This window comes from Roseateles terrae, from assembly GCF_014192155.1.
GTDB lineage: Bacteria > Pseudomonadota > Gammaproteobacteria > Burkholderiales > Burkholderiaceae_C > Roseateles > Roseateles terrae.
This window is the reverse complement of sequence record NZ_JACHXO010000004.1, coordinates 20,908-36,150: the sequence shown is the minus strand read 5'-3', so window position 1 is coordinate 36,150 and position 15,243 is coordinate 20,908. Positions and strand designations below refer to the sequence as shown.

14 protein-coding genes are annotated in these 15,243 nt (G+C 66.4%); all 14 read left to right on the top strand.

The genetic code is table 11. The features are described from left to right. Positions 1-144 precede the first annotated feature (144 nt). Entirely contained in the window at positions 145-600 is a 456-nt protein-coding gene (locus FHS28_RS12080) for an acyl-CoA thioesterase (protein ID WP_088450764.1), read from the top strand. Then, positions 597-1,379, top strand: a complete 783-nt coding sequence (locus FHS28_RS12075; protein ID WP_088450762.1) for a nitroreductase — start codon at positions 597-599, stop codon at positions 1,377-1,379. The genes FHS28_RS12080 and FHS28_RS12075 overlap by 4 nt, the downstream gene beginning before the upstream one ends. Positions 1,380-1,457: 78 nt before the next feature. Further along, on the top strand, positions 1,458-2,441 hold the full coding sequence (locus tag FHS28_RS12070) for a 2-hydroxyacid dehydrogenase (protein ID WP_088450760.1): 984 nt from the start codon (positions 1,458-1,460) through the stop codon (positions 2,439-2,441). 92 nt (positions 2,442-2,533) lie between these two features. Continuing rightward, on the top strand, positions 2,534-3,949 hold the full coding sequence (locus FHS28_RS12065; protein WP_088450758.1) for a DNA recombination protein RmuC: 1,416 nt from the start codon (positions 2,534-2,536) through the stop codon (positions 3,947-3,949). Then, positions 3,946-5,148, top strand: a complete 1,203-nt coding sequence (locus FHS28_RS12060; RefSeq protein ID WP_088450756.1) for an MFS transporter — start codon at positions 3,946-3,948, stop codon at positions 5,146-5,148. Before FHS28_RS12065 ends, FHS28_RS12060 begins: the two co-directional genes overlap by 4 nt. Positions 5,149-5,656: 508 nt before the next feature. Continuing rightward, on the top strand, positions 5,657-7,492 hold the full coding sequence (locus FHS28_RS12055; protein WP_088451467.1) for a S8 family peptidase: 1,836 nt from the start codon (positions 5,657-5,659) through the stop codon (positions 7,490-7,492). A 141-nt stretch (positions 7,493-7,633) separates the two neighbouring features. Next, positions 7,634-8,047 carry a gamma-butyrobetaine hydroxylase family protein gene (locus FHS28_RS12050; protein WP_088450754.1) on the top strand — a complete coding sequence of 138 codons (414 nt, stop codon included), beginning with the start codon at positions 7,634-7,636 and terminating at the stop codon, positions 8,045-8,047. 28 nt (positions 8,048-8,075) lie between these two features. Next, positions 8,076-8,807: a bifunctional demethylmenaquinone methyltransferase/2-methoxy-6-polyprenyl-1,4-benzoquinol methylase UbiE gene (gene ubiE / locus FHS28_RS12045; protein ID WP_088450752.1), complete on the top strand. Its 732-nt coding sequence runs from the start codon at positions 8,076-8,078 to the stop codon at positions 8,805-8,807. A 368-nt stretch (positions 8,808-9,175) separates the two neighbouring features. Further along, positions 9,176-10,153, top strand: a complete 978-nt coding sequence (locus FHS28_RS12040; RefSeq protein WP_088450750.1) for an EpsD family peptidyl-prolyl cis-trans isomerase — start codon at positions 9,176-9,178, stop codon at positions 10,151-10,153. Next, on the top strand, positions 10,150-11,037 hold the full coding sequence (gene epsE, locus FHS28_RS12035; protein WP_246410015.1) for a polysaccharide export protein EpsE: 888 nt from the start codon (positions 10,150-10,152) through the stop codon (positions 11,035-11,037). Before FHS28_RS12040 ends, epsE begins: the two co-directional genes overlap by 4 nt. Positions 11,038-11,111: 74 nt before the next feature. Beyond that, positions 11,112-12,524, top strand: coding sequence for a chain length determinant protein EpsF (epsF, locus tag FHS28_RS12030; protein ID WP_088450748.1), 1,413 nt, complete (start codon positions 11,112-11,114; stop codon positions 12,522-12,524). Continuing rightward, positions 12,524-13,438 (top strand): polysaccharide biosynthesis tyrosine autokinase, encoded by a 915-nt coding sequence (locus FHS28_RS12025; RefSeq protein WP_088450746.1) that lies wholly within the window; start codon positions 12,524-12,526, stop codon positions 13,436-13,438. The genes epsF and FHS28_RS12025 overlap by 1 nt, the downstream gene beginning before the upstream one ends. A 92-nt stretch (positions 13,439-13,530) precedes the next feature. Then, entirely contained in the window at positions 13,531-14,460 is a 930-nt protein-coding gene (gene xrtB / locus FHS28_RS12020) for an exosortase B (RefSeq protein ID WP_088450744.1), read from the top strand. Then, positions 14,457-15,179 (top strand): exosortase C-terminal domain/associated protein EpsI, encoded by a 723-nt coding sequence (locus tag FHS28_RS12015; protein ID WP_088450742.1) that lies wholly within the window; start codon positions 14,457-14,459, stop codon positions 15,177-15,179. The genes xrtB and FHS28_RS12015 overlap by 4 nt, the downstream gene beginning before the upstream one ends. Positions 15,180-15,243 lie beyond the last annotated feature (64 nt).

Genomic DNA, 15,243 nt, shown 5'->3' with positions numbered 1-15,243 from the left:
CTCCCGCCGTTCCCGCTGCTCCTGCCGCCCCCAAAACACGCCGCCTGCACGAAGGCGTCGAGCGCCGCCTCGACGCTCGGCTCGATCGCCCGGGTTCCCAAGGCGACAGCGTCACGTCATCCGGTGGTGGAAGAATCAGCGCCCATGAGCACCGAGCGCACCGACCGTCCCCGTCCCGAGCCTCGCAGCGCCTACGCCTGCTGGGTGCCGGTCCCCACCCGCTGGATGGACAACGACGTCTACGGCCACCTCAACAACGTCATCTACTACAGCCTGTTCGACACCGCGGTGAACCGCTACCTGATCGAACAGGGCGCGCTGGACATTCACCACGGCGAGGTTATCGGCCTGGTGGTGGAAACCCACTGCAACTTCTTCGCGTCCCTGGCCTTTCCGCAGCAGGTGCAAGCCGGACTACGCGTCGCCCAGCGTGGGCGCTCCAGCGTCCGCTACGAGATCGGCCTGTTTGCCGAAGGGGAGGACCTCAGCGCCGCCGCCGGTCACTTTGTGCATGTCTATGTGGACCGCGCCTCGCGTCGCCCGGTCCCGGAACTGCCCCCCGCGTATCAACAAGCCTTGCAGCCCCTGGAGCGTTCATGACCCTGCCTGTCTCTCCCGCATCTGCCACCCCGGCACCGGTGTCTTCATCATCTGCCCCCGCCGCGCGTCCGTCTCCGTTCACCGCGCCGACGCCCGAACAGACCGCCGCCGTGGAGGCCGCCCTCCAGACCCGCCACTCGATGCGGGCCTTCCTGCCCACCCCGGTGCCGCGTGAGACGCTGGAGCGCATCCTGGAAGTGGCCGCCCGCGCGCCCTCGGGCACCAACACCCAGCCGTGGCAGGTGCATGTGCTGACCGGCGCTTCGCGGGACCGGCTGGTCGCGCGCCTGCAGGCGGTCTACAACAATCCCGAGGAACTGGCGAGCCACTCGGAGGAATACGCCTACTACCCCCGGGAGTGGGTCTCCCCGTACATTGACCGCCGCCGCAAGGTGGGCTGGGACCTGTACGGCCTGCTCGGCATCACCAAGGGCGACAAGGACCGCATGCATGCCCAGCATGGCCGCAACTACAGCTTCTTCGACGCGCCGGTCGGCCTGATGTTCACCATCGATCGGGTGATGCAGCAGGGCAGCTGGCTGGACTACGGCATGTTTTTGCAGAGCATCATGGTGGCGGCGCGCGCCCATGGCCTCCATACGTGTCCGCAGGCGGCCTTCACCCAGTTCCATCGCGTCATCTCGGATGAACTGGGTCTGGCGCCGGAGCAGATGCTGGTTTGCGGCATGGCGATGGGGTATGCGGACCCGGAAGCGGTGGAAAACTCATTGGTTACCCAGCGGGAACCGGTCAGCGGATTTGTGCGCTTCCTCGATTGACCGGGCGCAAGCGGGCCCCATGGGGTGGGGCTTTGCTTCAGAATCAGCCGAACGCCCTGCGACCCGTGGAGATTCGAGATGAGCAAACCCCAAGTGCTGGTGGCCGTGAATACGTTCAGCGACATCGTGGACCGGCTGCGTCCGCATTTCGATGTCGAAACGAACGAGACGGATCAGCCGCTGCCATATGACGAGTTGATCCGGCGGCTGCAAGGCAAGGCCGGTGTGTATGTCAGCGGCAGCAACAAGATCGATGCGGCCTTGCTGGACGCCTGTCCCGATCTTCGGGCGGTGTGCACGATGGCAGTGGGCTACAACAACATCGATCTGCCGGCGTGTACCGCGCGGGGCGTGGTGGTGAGCAATGCGCCGGACGTGTTGACCGAAACGACCGCGGACTTCGGCTTCGCGCTGATGATGGCGACCGCGCGACGCATCACCGAGAGTGAACATTTTCTGCGCCGCGGGGAGTGGAAGCACTGGTCGGTGACCATGTTCGCCGGGGCCGACGTGCATGGCGCAACGTTGGGGGTGCTGGGCATGGGACGCATCGGCGCTGCGATTGCGCGGCGCGGTCATCTGGGATTCGGGATGCCGGTGATCTATCACAACCGCAGCCGGCTGCCGGCGGAACAGGAAGCGCCGCTGGGGGCGACCTGGGTGGAAAAGGACGAGCTGTTGCGGCGTGCGGACCATCTGGTGATCGTCGTGCCGTACAGCCCGTCGTCGCATCATCTGGTGGGGGAGAAGGAGCTGGCGCTGATGAAGCCAACGGCGACCTTGACCAACATCGCGCGGGGTGGGGTGGTGAACGATGCGGCGCTCGCGCGTGCGCTGAAGGCGGGGACGATTGCAGCGGCGGGCCTGGACGTGTTCGAGGGCGAGCCGGCGGTCCATGCGGAGCTGCTGTCGTGCAGCAACGTGGTGCTGACGCCGCATATCGCAAGCGCGACGGTGGCGACGCGGCGGGCGATGAGTGATCTCGCGGTGGACAACCTGATTGCCGCATTGACGGGGGGGACGCCGCCGACGGCGTTGAATCCGGGAGTGTTGAAGCGGTGACAGGCGGATGGGCGGATGACCTGTTGGCTGATACATCACCGGAAACTGGCTCCTCCAAACCGAGGCACCTCGGAGGCTGACACAATGGAACCATGACGCTTGTTGATGTGCTGATGATTGGTGTGGTGATCCTGTCTTTGATCACCGTCGTACTGCTGGTGTTGTTGCTGCGACGTGCGACCGGGACGAGTGAACTTCAGGAACCTGTCGCGCCTTTGATCCAGCAATCGAGCGAACGGCTCGACCGCTCGCTCCGGGACGAACTCAATCGCGTCAACAGCGCCCTTCGGCAGGACACCCTCGCCACGCTGTCCCATTTCCAGCAGTCGCTGCTGGCACAGGGCGGAGATGTCGCCCGGACACAGAATGAGCAGATCGACAGCTTCCGCATCCAGCTCGCCCGGCTGCAGCAATCCCTCGCGCAGCAGGCCGCCACCGCGCGGGAAGCGCAGGATGCCGCCGCGGCCCGTCTGGGCAGCCTGCTGACCGAACAGTTGCAGGCCCTGGCGCAACGCAACGAGGCCGGGCTGGCGGAGACGCGCCGCACGGTGGAGTCCCGTCTGCAGAGCATTCAGCAGGACAACGAGAAGAAGCTGGAGCAGATGCGCGCCACCGTCGATGAGAAGCTGCACGCAACACTGGAACAGCGCCTGGGCGAAAGCTTCAAACAGGTGGCCGAGCGCCTGGAACAGGTCTATCGGGGCCTCGGTGAGATGCAGACGCTGGCCCGGGATGTCGGCTCGCTCAACCGTGTGCTGACCAACGTCAAGACCCGCGGCATCTTCGGCGAGGTGCAACTGGCCGGCCTGCTGGAGCAGGTGTTCACCCCCGAGCAGTACGCCGCCAACGTCGAGACCCTGCCTGGTACCGGGGCGCGGGTGGAGTTCGCGCTCAAGCTGCCGGGTCAGCGGGAAGACGGTCAGCCACTGTGGCTGCCCATCGATGCCAAGTTCCCGCGCGAAGACTACGAGCGCCTGCTCGACGCGCAGGAACGCGCCGATGCCCCGTCGGCCGAGCAGGCTGGTCGCGCCATCGAGAGCCGTCTGCGCCTGGAAGCCAAGACGATCCGGGAGAAGTATCTGGGGCCGCCGCACACTACCGATTTCGCGCTGCTGTTCCTGCCCACCGAAGGCCTGTATGCGGAGGCCCTGCGCCGGCCCGGCCTGACCGAGTCGCTGCAGCGGGAGTACAAAGTGATGTTGGTGGGGCCCACCACGCTGCTGGCCACCCTGTCCAGCCTGCAGATGGGCTTCCGCACCCTGGCCCTTGAGAAGCGCTCGGCCGAGGTGTGGGAGGTGCTGTCTGCGGTGAAGACCGAATTCGGCAAGTTCGGTGAGGTGCTGGCCAAGACGAAGAAGAAGCTGGAAGAAGCCAGCAACACCATCGACGCCGCCGAGGTCCGCACCCGCGCCATGACCCGCCGGCTCAAGACGGTGGAAGCACTGCCCGAAGATCAGATGTCCCGCGTGATGCAACTGGGCCAGACCGACGAGGACGTCGCCGGATGAGCACAGCGCCCGCCCCGGACGGCCCTTCCTCCTCCGGCGTGAGTCGGGCGTTCCCCACCGTCATCGCCACCCTGATGGCCGTGCATGCCTGCATGGCCGTCACCCGCGTGACCGCCAGCCTGTGGGTGCTGGACCGCGGCTACGGCGAATGGATCGTCGGCCTGCTGCAGAGCCTGTTTGCCGTGGCGCCCGTCGGCCTGTCGCTGTGGGCTGGCCGTCTGGCGGATCGCCACGGCTTTCATCGACCCGTGGGCATTGGCGCGGTGATGGCACTGGCGGGCGCGTTGCTGGCCCTGCTGGCCTTGTGGGTCACCTCGCTCCCGCTGATTGCGGTGAGCTGCCTGCTCTGCGGCGGGGCCGTCGCCGTGGCGGCCGTCGCCATCCAGCGCGAAGCCGGCCAGATGGTGACCGACCCGTCCCAGCTCAAACGCGTCTTCAGCTGGGTGGCCCTGGGGCCGGCCGTGTCGAATGCGCTAGCCCCGGTGGCCGCCGGTCTGCTGATGGACCACGCCGGTTATGGCTGGTCCTTCGGCCTGGCCGTGCTGCTGCCGCTGCTGGCCTGGTGGCTCGCGCTGCGCGTGCCGCGCCACACGCCGCCGCCGCCACGCGCCGACGCGGGCAAACCGAAACCCGCCTGGGACTTGCTGCGGGATCCGGCGCTGCGCTATCTGCTGATCATCAACGTGGCGATGTCCGCCTGCTGGGATGCCCACAGCTTCGTGGTGCCTGTGATCGGCCATGCCAAGGGCCTCTCGGCATCGGGCATCGGCCTCGTGCTCGGCAGCTTCGCAGCGGCCGCCACGCTGGTGCGGCTGGCCATCGTGCGCTGGGCCCACCATCTGGATGAGATGAAGGCCCTGCGCTCGGCCATCACCATTGCCATGGGCATTCTGGTGATCTACGCCTGGCTGCCGGGCACCGTCGGCCTGATGGTCGGCTCCGCCATCCTCGGCACCGCCCTTGGCTCGGTGCAGCCGATGATCCTGGCCAAGCTGCATCAGGTGACACCACCGGACCGCCACGGCCAGGCGCTGGGCCTGCGGGGCCTGGCCAGCAATGGCGCCACCGTGGCGATGCCGATGGGCTTCGGCATGCTGGCCACCGCCAGCGTGCCCTTCGCGCCGCTGTGGCTGATGGCGTCCATCCTGATCGGCGCCCACTGGAGCGCGCGGCAGGTGATGCGGCTCCCCGAGCGCTGAACCAGCGCTGTAGGCCGGAAGTCGCCGTCATTGCATCCCCCTGCAATGACGCCATTCGCGTTTTCTGTGCAGTCGACATGCCATTCACTCATTTGCGCAAACGCGCGCTTGTGCACTCAGTGCAACAGCCACGCGTAACCGCGCTGCAGCTCGCTGCGTGATGCAAGGCCTCCATTGGACGCCGGGCATGCCGTCTGAATAGTCAACCTATTGAGCGTCGAGGCCCGCTGGCTTGGGCCCTCCAGCTCGCGCATCCCTTCCACGTCGCGCGGGTGCTGGCTCGCCACACATTTGTGAACAATTGATTTCTAGGGGATTTCCTTTCCTGTCAGGTCTTGCAGGGGGACGCGCTGCGGCCGGATCGCCATTCCTACACTAGCCCCACGTTGCGATCGACGCCATTCGATGAAAGCGCATTCGCAACGTCCATTGCAGGGGAGTGATTCAGCGATGGAGGAGGGGATGCCAAGGCGGCATTCCGGCGACAGCAACCATGGAGATCAACAGCATGATGCGATTGACGAAGCTCAGCAGTGCGCTGGCCCTGGGACTCTTTGCCGTCAGCACCTCGTCGTTCGGGGGCGTGCCCACCGTCGATGCCAACGCCGTGCGTCAGCCACTGCCCGAGCAGACCGACCGTCTGATCGTCAAATACAAGGACGGCAGCGTGGCCGTCCAGCAGCGGCTGGGCGTCGCGGTACAGGCGCATCCGGTGGCCAGCGATGCCATCAGCACCCGCACCCAGACCCTGCAGCAGCTCGCCGCGCCCTGGGGCGCCCAGGTGAAGCTGGTGCGTCAGACCGGCACCGGTGCCCACGTCTTCAAGCTGGGCCGCGCCCTGAGCCTCAGCCAGCTGCAGGACCTGGCCACCCAGATCAAGGCCAATGACGCCAACGTCGAATATGTCGAGCCTGACCGCAAGATGTATCCGATGGCCACGCCCACCGATCCCAGCTACAGCGTCCAATGGGACCTGTTCGAGACCACTGGCGGCATCCGCGCACCGGCAGCCTGGGACCGCGCGACCGGCACCGGCGTGGTGGTGGCGGTGATCGACACCGGCTACCGCCCCCATGTCGACCTGAGCGGCCAGTTCGCCACCGCCAGCGGCAGCTCGACCGTGGCGGGTTATGACTTCATCGCGGACACCGCCGTGTCGGTGGACGGCAATGGCCGCGACGCCGATGCGCTGGATCCGGGCGACTACTACGCCGCCAACGAATGCGGCTCCGGCGTGCCGGGCTCCAGCTCCAGCTGGCATGGCACGCACGTCGCTGGCACCATCGCCGCCAAGGCGAACAACGGCATTGGCATCGCCGGCATTGCCTACAACGCGAAGATCCTGCCGGTGCGGGCTCTGGGCAAGTGCGGCGGCTACACCTCCGACATTGCCGACGGCATCACCTGGTCGTCCGGTGGCAGCGTCTCCGGCGTCCCGGCCAATGCCAACCCGGCCAAGGTGCTGAACCTGTCGCTCGGCGGCAGCGGTGCCTGCGACACCACCACACAGACGGCCATCAACGGCGCCCGGTCCCGCGGGTCCAGCGTGATCGTCGCCGCCGGCAACTCGGCCGCCAATGCCGCCAACTTCAGCCCGGCGAGCTGCGCCGGTGTGGTGACGGTGGCCGCCACCAACCGCAGCGGGGGCCGCGCCTCGTATTCGAACTACGGCTCCATCGTGGCACTGGCAGCGCCGGGCGGCGATTCCGGCTCGGGCAACGGCATCTATTCCACCCTCAACGCAGGCACCACCACGCCAGGGGCGGACAGCTATGCCTACTACTCCGGCACCTCGATGGCCACGCCACACGTGGCCGCCGTCGCCGCGCTGATGTATAGCGTCAAGCCGACCGCCACACCGGACCAGATCACCGCCGCGCTCAAGAGCAGCGCACGGGCCTTTCCGGCCACCTGCAGCCAGTGCGGCACCGGCATCCTGAACGCCGACGCAGCGCTGACCGCCATCCTGGGCAGCGGCGGCGGCGGTGGCACCACCGTGCCGGAAACCACCGCCTCCAACGACTCCCGTGCGACCGCCCAGTCGATTGCGTCTCCCGCCACCATCAGCGGCTCGCTCTCCAGCACCGACACGAACGACTATTTCGCCGTGTCCCTGCCGGCCGGGAAGACGCTGACCGCGTCCCTGCCCAATGCGTCCGGCGTGGACTACGACCTCTATCTCTACAACGCCAGCGGCACGACCCTGAAGTCCAGCACCCTGAGTGCGGGTCAAACCGACAGCTTCACCTATTCCAACACCACCTCAGCCGCTGTGACCGTCTATGTACGGGTGCTCTATTACAGCGGCGGCGCCAACAGCTATGCGCTGACGCTTGGGTGGTGATGGCCCTTCTTGCCAATCACCTCGCTTGGTAAGCCGGGTGCCCTGGGCCCGAACGGGGCACCTGTTGATTCCCGCCGGCGCGAGTCGGCGGGTTTTTTTTTGCCTGCCGGTACACTTGGGACCTTATTGGATTCCACGACCATGGCCGGCCTCGACTCTTCTTCTCCGCTCCCCACCGACATCGTCGTCCACCAGCAGTCCAAAGTGCTGGAGCTGGCCTTCTCGGACGGCGCCCGCTTCCGCATCCCGTTTGAACTGATGCGGGTGTGCAGCCCTTCGGCGGAAGTGCAGGGCCACGGCCCCGGCCAGGAAGTGCTGCAGACCGGCAAGCGGGATGTGCAGATCGTCGCCGTCCAGCAGGTCGGCCACTATGCGCTGCAGCCGCTGTTTTCGGACGGCCATGAAAGCGGCCTGTTCACCTGGGCCTATCTCTACCAGCTGGGCCGCGACCAGGACCAGCTGATGCGCGACTATGAAGCGCGCCTGGCCGCCGCCGGCCTGGACCGCGACGCACCGATGCCCGACAAGGGCGGCCACGGCTGCAGCAGTCACTGATCAACAAGAACATTCCAGCAGGATCGCCATGAGCTCCACCCACTTCGGCTTCGAGACGGTTGACGAAACCCAGAAAGCGCGCCGCGTGCGCGGTGTCTTCGACTCCGTCGCCTCCCGCTACGACATCATGAACGACCTGATGTCCATGGGCCTGCACCGCGCCTGGAAGGCCTACACCGTGGCGGTGGCCAACCTCAAGGCCGGCGACAAGGTGCTGGACATCGCCGGCGGTACCGGCGATCTGGCCCGCGCCTTCGCCCGCAAAGTGGGCGAGCGCGGCATGGTGGTGCACACCGACATCAACGAAGCGATGCTGCGCACCGGTCGGGAGCGTCTGCTCGACGAAGGCATGGTGCTGCCCACCAACCTGTGTGATGCCGAAGCGCTGCCCTACAAGGACAACAGCTTCGACCTCGTCTCGGTCGCCTTCGGCCTGCGCAACATGACGCACAAGGACAAGGCCCTGGCCGAGATGTGCCGCGTGCTGCGTCCCGGCGGCCGGCTGCTGGTGCTGGAGTTCTCTCGCGTGGCCGAGCCGCTGCGCAAGCCCTACGACTGGTACAGCTTCAAGGTGCTGCCGCGTCTGGGTCAGATGATCGCGGGCGACGCCGACAGCTATCGCTACCTGGCGGAATCCATCCGCATGCACCCGGCCCAGGCCGAGCTGAAGGCGATGATGAAGACCGCCGGTTTCGGCCATGTGGATGTCCACAACCTGACCGGCGGCGTGGTCGCCTTGCACGTCGGTATCAAATGCTGATGTGATGTCGCAGTCGTCAACAAACGTGACGACCGTATCTGGCGCGGGAGCGCCAGCCTAGCCCGGGCTGAACGGCAGCTTCAGCCCTGCGCAACCCCCTGGATGGCGGTGTTGAACGCTGTTTCGGGCGCTCTTCATTCCTTCCCCTTCCTCTCGCCCCCCTCGATCAAGGGGGCCTTTTCCGGCCGTCGGGTGGCACCGGGAGTCATTCTTGCTATGGACCCACTCAGTCTCGGGAGTGAGGGCGTCCGGTCCGCATGGAATCAGGGTTTTCCGTCATGGCGCACGGCTACACTCGCCGCTCACGTGAGAGCGTGGGTCGCCCCGTGAGGGTCGCCGGGACTTGCATAACAACGAGAGTCGAAGCCATGAACTTGAAGAGAAAGCGGTTCAACTGCAACGGATTTCGCTTGGCGGGCCTGACGGCCGCAGCCATGGTGGCGATCACGCTCGCCGCCTGCGGAGGCGGCAGTGGAGCCAAGGCGTCGCAGACCGCTGCAAAGGTGAACAAGGAAGAGATCACCGTTCACCAGATCAACTACGTCCTGCAGCGTCAGCCCAACCTCAAGAAGGACCAGGTGGAGCCGGCATCGCGGCAGGTGCTCGAGCGTCTGATTGATCAGGAACTGCTGGTGCAGAAGGCCCAGGACCTGAAGCTCGACCGCGACCCCCGTGTGGTGCAACAGATCGAAACGGCCAAGCGCGAGATCATCGCGCGGGCCTATGCTGAACGCATCGGCGAGAAGGCCACCAAGCCGTCCGACGACGAGATCAGCAAGTACTTCAACGCGAACCCGGCACTCTTTACCGAACGTCGGATCTACAACGTCCAGGAACTGAACATCGAGGCCAAGCCCGAGCAGCTGGAAGAGATCCGCGCGCATCTGAACGATGCCAAGACGCTGACCGATTTCGTTGAATACATGAAGAGCAACGACATCAAGTTTGTCGGCACGCAATCGGTGCGCGCCGCCGAGCAGGTGCCCGCTGGCAGCCTGAAGGTGCTGTCGCAGATGAAGGACGGCCAGCATGCGGCCGCACCGTCGCCGACCGGCCTGATGGTCGTCTATCTGGCGGGCTCGCGCGTGCAGCCGGTGACGCTGGAGCAGGCCCGTCCGGCCATCGAAGGCTACCTGCTGGGCCAGCGCCGCATGGAGCTGATCACCCGTGACGTGAAGTCGCTGCGTGAGAACGCCAAGATCGAATATGTCGGCAAGTTCGCCGAGGCTGCGGCCTCGTCGCCGACCCCCGCGCCGGCCTTGACGCCGGACCCCGTCACCGAGCCGGCCTCCAGCGCCACGGGCTTGGACAACAGCACCATTTCGAAGGGCCTGGGTATCAAATGAACACGATGAAGACGCGGAACTTCCTGAAGCCCCTGGCCACCGGCGCGATGGCGCTGCTGATGTCGGTCAGCGCACTGGCGCAGACCGGTGGCGCCCCCCGTACTGCGGCCCCCGCCAGCGCGCAGCCGGCCCCGGTAGGCCTGTCGTCCGGCGCCACGGCTGAATACCGCCTGGGCTCCGGCGATGCCATCCGCATCACCGTTTTCCAGAATCCGGACATGACGCTGGAGACCCGGGTCTCCGAAGCCGGCACGATTTCCTTCCCGCTGCTGGGCACGGTGCGCATTGGCGGTCTGTCGGTGAGCGACGCCGAAGGCCGCATCGCCGAAGGCCTGCGCAAGGGCAACTTCGTCAAGCAGCCGCAGGTCAGCATTCTGGTGATGAAGGTCACCGGCAACCAGGCCAGCGTGCTGGGCGCGGTGAACCAACCGGGTCGTTATCCGCTGGAGCTGGCCGACACCCGCCTGACCGATCTGCTGGCCAATGCCCGCGGCGTGGCCCCGTCGGGTGGCGACCTGCTGGTGGTGTCGGGTCAACGGGGCGGTAAGGCGTTCCGCATGGAAGTCGACCTGCCCACGCTGTTCGGACCGAACGGCCGCGAGCAGGACATCATCATCCAGAACGGCGACGTGCTGTGGGTGGACCGCTTCCCGATGATCTACATCTATGGTGAAGTGCAGAAGCCGGGCCAGATCCGTCTGGAGCGCGGCATGACCCTGCTGCAGGGCCTGGCCGCCGGTGGTGGCCTGACGCTGCGCGGCACCGACCGCGGCATCCGCGTGCACCGCAAGGGCACCGACGGCAAGGTGCAGGAGCTCAAGCCCGGCATGGATGAAGCGCTCAAGGATGGCGACGTCATCTACGTGCGCGAAAGCCTGTTCTGATTTCGAGATGGCCGGCTGACCTGTGCAGCCGGTGCAAGCAGCCGGGCCCGTCAGGCCCGGCGAAGGAGTGAGTCGTGACGCCCAGCAAGTTGATTTCCATCATCTTGGCTCGTTGGTCGCTGGTGCTGCTGGTGGTGGTGTTGACCACCCTGACCGCACTCGGCGTCAGCCTGTCGATGCAGCCGAAGTATGTGGCCGCCGCGTCGGTACTCATCGATGCCAAGCCCGATCCCATTTCCGCCCTGATCTATCCGGGCCTGGCTTCGCCTTCCTACATGAACACGCAGGTCGATGTGATCGCCAGCGATCGTGTGGCCCTGCGGGTCGTGAAGGACCTGAAGCTGACCGACAACCCCGACGTGCGCCAGCAGTGGATGAATGCCACCGGCGGCAACGGCAGCATCGAGCAATGGCTGGCCTCCGGTCTGAAGGGCAACATGGAGGTCAAGCCCTCCAAGGAAAGCAATGTGCTGGTGGTGACCTACAAGTCGCCGCAGCCGGACGCTGCTGCCGCCTTCGCCAATGCCTTCGTGCGCGCCTATGTCGGCACCACGCTGGAGCTGCGGGTGGATCCGGCCCGTCAGTACGCCGGTTATTTCGAGCAGCAGTCCAAGGCCGCGCTCGACAAGCTGGAAGCCGCCAAGACCAAGCTCTCGGCCTATGAACGCGAGCACGGCATCCTGGCTACCGACGAGCGCATGGACATCGAAAGCGCCCGCCTGTCCGAGCTGTCCTCGCAGCTGGTGGCCGTGCAGTCGGTGACCGCGGAATCGAACAGCCGCCAGGGCGCTGCCGCCCGCGGCAGCGACAACCTGCCGGACGTGCTGTCCAACCCGGTGGTGTCCTCGCTCAAGGGCGAGCTGAGCCGCTCGGAAGCGCGCCTGCAGGAACTGAGCACCCGCTACGGCGACGCCCATCCGCAGGTGATTGAAGCCAAGGCCTCGGTGGCTGACCTGCGCGCCAAGATGGCCACGGAAATCCGCCGCGTGACCGGTGCGGTCGGTGTGACCAACACCATCAACCGGCAGCGTGAATCGGACATCCGTGCCTCGCTGGATGCACAGCGCCAGAAAGTCATGAAGCTGAAGGAAGCGCGTGACGAAGCGGCCGGCCTCATCCGTGAGGTGGACAGCGCCCAGCGTGGCTACGACAGCATCGCCGCCCGCCTGACCCAGACCAACCTGGAAAGCCAGAGCACCCAGAGCAACGTCACCGTGCTGACCGAGGCGACCGCGCCGATGCGTCCGGCCTCGCCCCGCGTGGGCCTGAACACTGCGCTGGCCTTCGTGGCCGGTCTGGTGCTGGCCATCGGCATGGCCCTGCTGCTGGAAATGCGCGACCGCAAGATCCGTGATGCCGACGACGTCATGGCACTGCTGCAGATTCCGATGCTGGGGGTGCTGCCCGCCCCCAACAAGCGTCCCAACAAGGCACTGCCAGCGGCTGAGCGCCGTCTGCTGGGCCACGCCACGCGAGGAGCCGCTTGATGTCCGATTTGAAGGAACCCCTCCACTACGCCTCCAGTAAACCTGTGGACGCCCCCGCCTCCAAGCCCACCGCCGGTCTGCATGACCGCTCGATCGGCGCCATCATCGCCGAGACCCGCAACCTCAGCGCCGATCAGGTCGAGCGCGTGCTGCAGTACCAGCGCGAGCGGGGCATCCGCTTCGGCGAAGCCGCCGTGGCGCTGGGCTATGCCAATGCGGAAGATGTGCTGGAAGCGCTGTCCAAACAGTTCCACTATCCGTATGCGGCCAGCGAGCGCAAGAGCCGCAGCCCCGAGCTGATCGCGCTGAACCAGCCGTTCTCGTCGCAGGCCGAAGTCTTCCGCGGCATCCGCAGCCAGATCATGATGCGGCTGTATCGCGAAGGTGAACCGCGCCGGGCGCTGGCCATCATCAGCCCCGACACGATGGACGGGAAGAGCTACTTCACCGCCAACCTGGCGGTCACACTCGCCCAGCTGGGTGGGCGTACGCTGCTGGTCGATGCGGACCTGCGCCGCCCGCGCCAGCATGAAATCTTCGACGTGAACAACCAGGCCGGCCTGTCGTCCATCCTGTCCGGACGCAGCGAGCCCCGCGTGATCCAGCAGGTGGAAGGCATGAACAGCCTGTTTGTCCTGCCGGTCGGCGCGGTGCCGCCCAACCCGGTGGAACTGCTGGAACGCCCCGCCTTCGGCATGCTGATGCGGGAGCTGGCCGGCAAGTTCGACCACGTCGTGGTGGATACGTCCGCCGCGCTGTATGGCGCGGATGCGTCCATCGTGGCCTCCCGCTGCGGCGCTGCCCTGGTGCTCGCCCGTCAGGACCGCTCACGCGTGCTGAGTCTGCAGGAACTGACCGACAGTCTCGACGGCGTCAACACGACGCTGCTGGGCACGGTCATGAACCAGTACTGATCAAGGGCCGCAGAGCCGCATCGCTTGCCGAGGGCCGCGCCACCATGCGGCGGCCCGGTCTTGTCGCCATTGCAGGGAATCCAGTGAAAGTCATGTCGCGCAATGTCCTCCCCGGCGACTCGGGTCGGGTGGCACCCCGGTTCGGGCCGTTCTGGGCCGCCAACCGGGTGGTGCTGATTCTGCTGGCACTCGGTCTGGCCGCCATGTATGTGCCGACCATCATCGACTTCATGCATGGACCCTGGCGCGGTGACCGCAACAGCCACGGCCCGATCGTGCTGGCGCTGTCGGCCTGGTACTTCTACTTTCAGACCAAGCGTCTGGCGGAGCAGGGCGAGCGCTTCGCGCCCCGTCCGGCCCCGGTGCTCGGCTGGATGGTGCTGCTGATCGGCGCGGCGGCCTATGTGCTGGGCCGTTCGCAGTCGATCGCGCTGCTGGAGCTGGGCTCGCTGCTGCCGGTGCTGCTGGGCATTGCGCTGCTGCTGCTGGGCCCGGGCATCGCCAAGCGCTACTGGTTTGCTTTTTTCCTGCTGCTTTTCGCGGTGCCGCTACCGGCGTCCATCGTGGACGTGATCACCCAGCCGATGAAGCTGGCCGCCTCCTGGGGCGCCGAGCAGCTGATGTATCACCTGGGATATCCCGTGGCGCGCTCCGGCGTGATCCTGCAGATCGGTTCCTACCAGCTGATGGTGGCCGATGCCTGCGCCGGTCTGAACTCGCTGTTCACGCTGGAAGCGCTGGGACTGCTCTACATGAATGTGGTGCGCCATGAATCGGTGTTCCGCAACGCGATGCTGGCGATCCTGATCGTGCCGATCTCCTATTCGTCCAACGTGATCCGCATCCTGATCCTGGCTTTGCTCACCTACCACCTCGGCGACGACGTGGGGCAGGGCTTCATGCATGAGTTCTCCGGCATGGCGCTGTTCCTGACCGCGCTGATGCTGATCGTGCTGACCGACAGCCTGCTGCGCGCCGTGTCGCTGCGGGTGGAACGCCGCCGCAACAAGGAGGCCGCATGAACGTCTCGACGCCCGCACCGCGGATGCCGCGTTTTTCGATCTACACCGCCGTCATGGGGCTGCTGGTGATGGTGGCCGCCGCCGCCTGCGCCTGGCTGGCCACGCCCCGGCTGCAGGCCATGAGCAACGCGCCCAGCCTGGATGCGGTGGTGCCCAAGGCCTTCGGCGACTGGCGCGTCATTGCCGACTCCACCACGCAGGTGGATGTGTCCCAGGGTGTGGAGACGGTGCAGGAACAGCCGTATGACCAGACGGTCATGCGCACCTATGCCAACAGCCATGGCGAGCAGATCATGCTGGCCCTGGCCTGGGGAGAACGCCAGCGCCAGGATGTGAAGGTGCACCGGCCGGAAGTCTGTTATCCGGCGCAGGGCTTTGCCATCCGCCAGATCGGCAGCGGCCACGCCATCGCCACCGACGCACGCCCCGCGCCGATCCCCACCACGCAGATCCTGACCGAGGCCCGCGGAGGCGGCTTCGAGGCGGTGCGCTACTGGATCCGCATCGGCAACATGTATGGCGGCGACGGCTTGCAGGCCCGCTGGTACATCCTTCAGGAAGGCTTCAAGGGCCGCATTCCGGACGGCGTGCTGGTGCGCGTCTCCCAGCGACTGGGCAAGGCTGAACAGGCTGCGGACTCCCAGGCGCTGATGGAATCGTTCCTGCAGGAGATGGTGACGGCGGTGCCGGCGACCAGCCGCGGGCTGCTGGTCCGCTGAGGCCACGGGCTTCAGCGCGGCAGGACGGCAACGCATCGAGACGGACAGACGGGAAGCGACGGGC

Coding starts and splice junctions, on each gene's coding strand:
- FHS28_RS12060 (WP_088450756.1), top strand. CDS start 3,946: ATGAGCACAGCGCCCGCCCCGGACGGCCCTTCCTCCTCCGGCGTGAGT.
- xrtB (WP_088450744.1), top strand. CDS start 13,531: ATGTCGCGCAATGTCCTCCCCGGCGACTCGGGTCGGGTGGCACCCCGG.
- FHS28_RS12080 (WP_088450764.1), top strand. CDS start 145: ATGAGCACCGAGCGCACCGACCGTCCCCGTCCCGAGCCTCGCAGCGCC.
- FHS28_RS12055 (WP_088451467.1), top strand. CDS start 5,657: ATGATGCGATTGACGAAGCTCAGCAGTGCGCTGGCCCTGGGACTCTTT.
- FHS28_RS12025 (WP_088450746.1), top strand. CDS start 12,524: ATGTCCGATTTGAAGGAACCCCTCCACTACGCCTCCAGTAAACCTGTG.
- FHS28_RS12070 (WP_088450760.1), top strand. CDS start 1,458: ATGAGCAAACCCCAAGTGCTGGTGGCCGTGAATACGTTCAGCGACATC.
- epsE (WP_246410015.1), top strand. CDS start 10,150: ATGAACACGATGAAGACGCGGAACTTCCTGAAGCCCCTGGCCACCGGC.
- ubiE (WP_088450752.1), top strand. CDS start 8,076: ATGAGCTCCACCCACTTCGGCTTCGAGACGGTTGACGAAACCCAGAAA.
- FHS28_RS12050 (WP_088450754.1), top strand. CDS start 7,634: ATGGCCGGCCTCGACTCTTCTTCTCCGCTCCCCACCGACATCGTCGTC.
- FHS28_RS12040 (WP_088450750.1), top strand. CDS start 9,176: ATGAACTTGAAGAGAAAGCGGTTCAACTGCAACGGATTTCGCTTGGCG.
- FHS28_RS12065 (WP_088450758.1), top strand. CDS start 2,534: ATGACGCTTGTTGATGTGCTGATGATTGGTGTGGTGATCCTGTCTTTG.
- FHS28_RS12075 (WP_088450762.1), top strand. CDS start 597: ATGACCCTGCCTGTCTCTCCCGCATCTGCCACCCCGGCACCGGTGTCT.
- FHS28_RS12015 (WP_088450742.1), top strand. CDS start 14,457: ATGAACGTCTCGACGCCCGCACCGCGGATGCCGCGTTTTTCGATCTAC.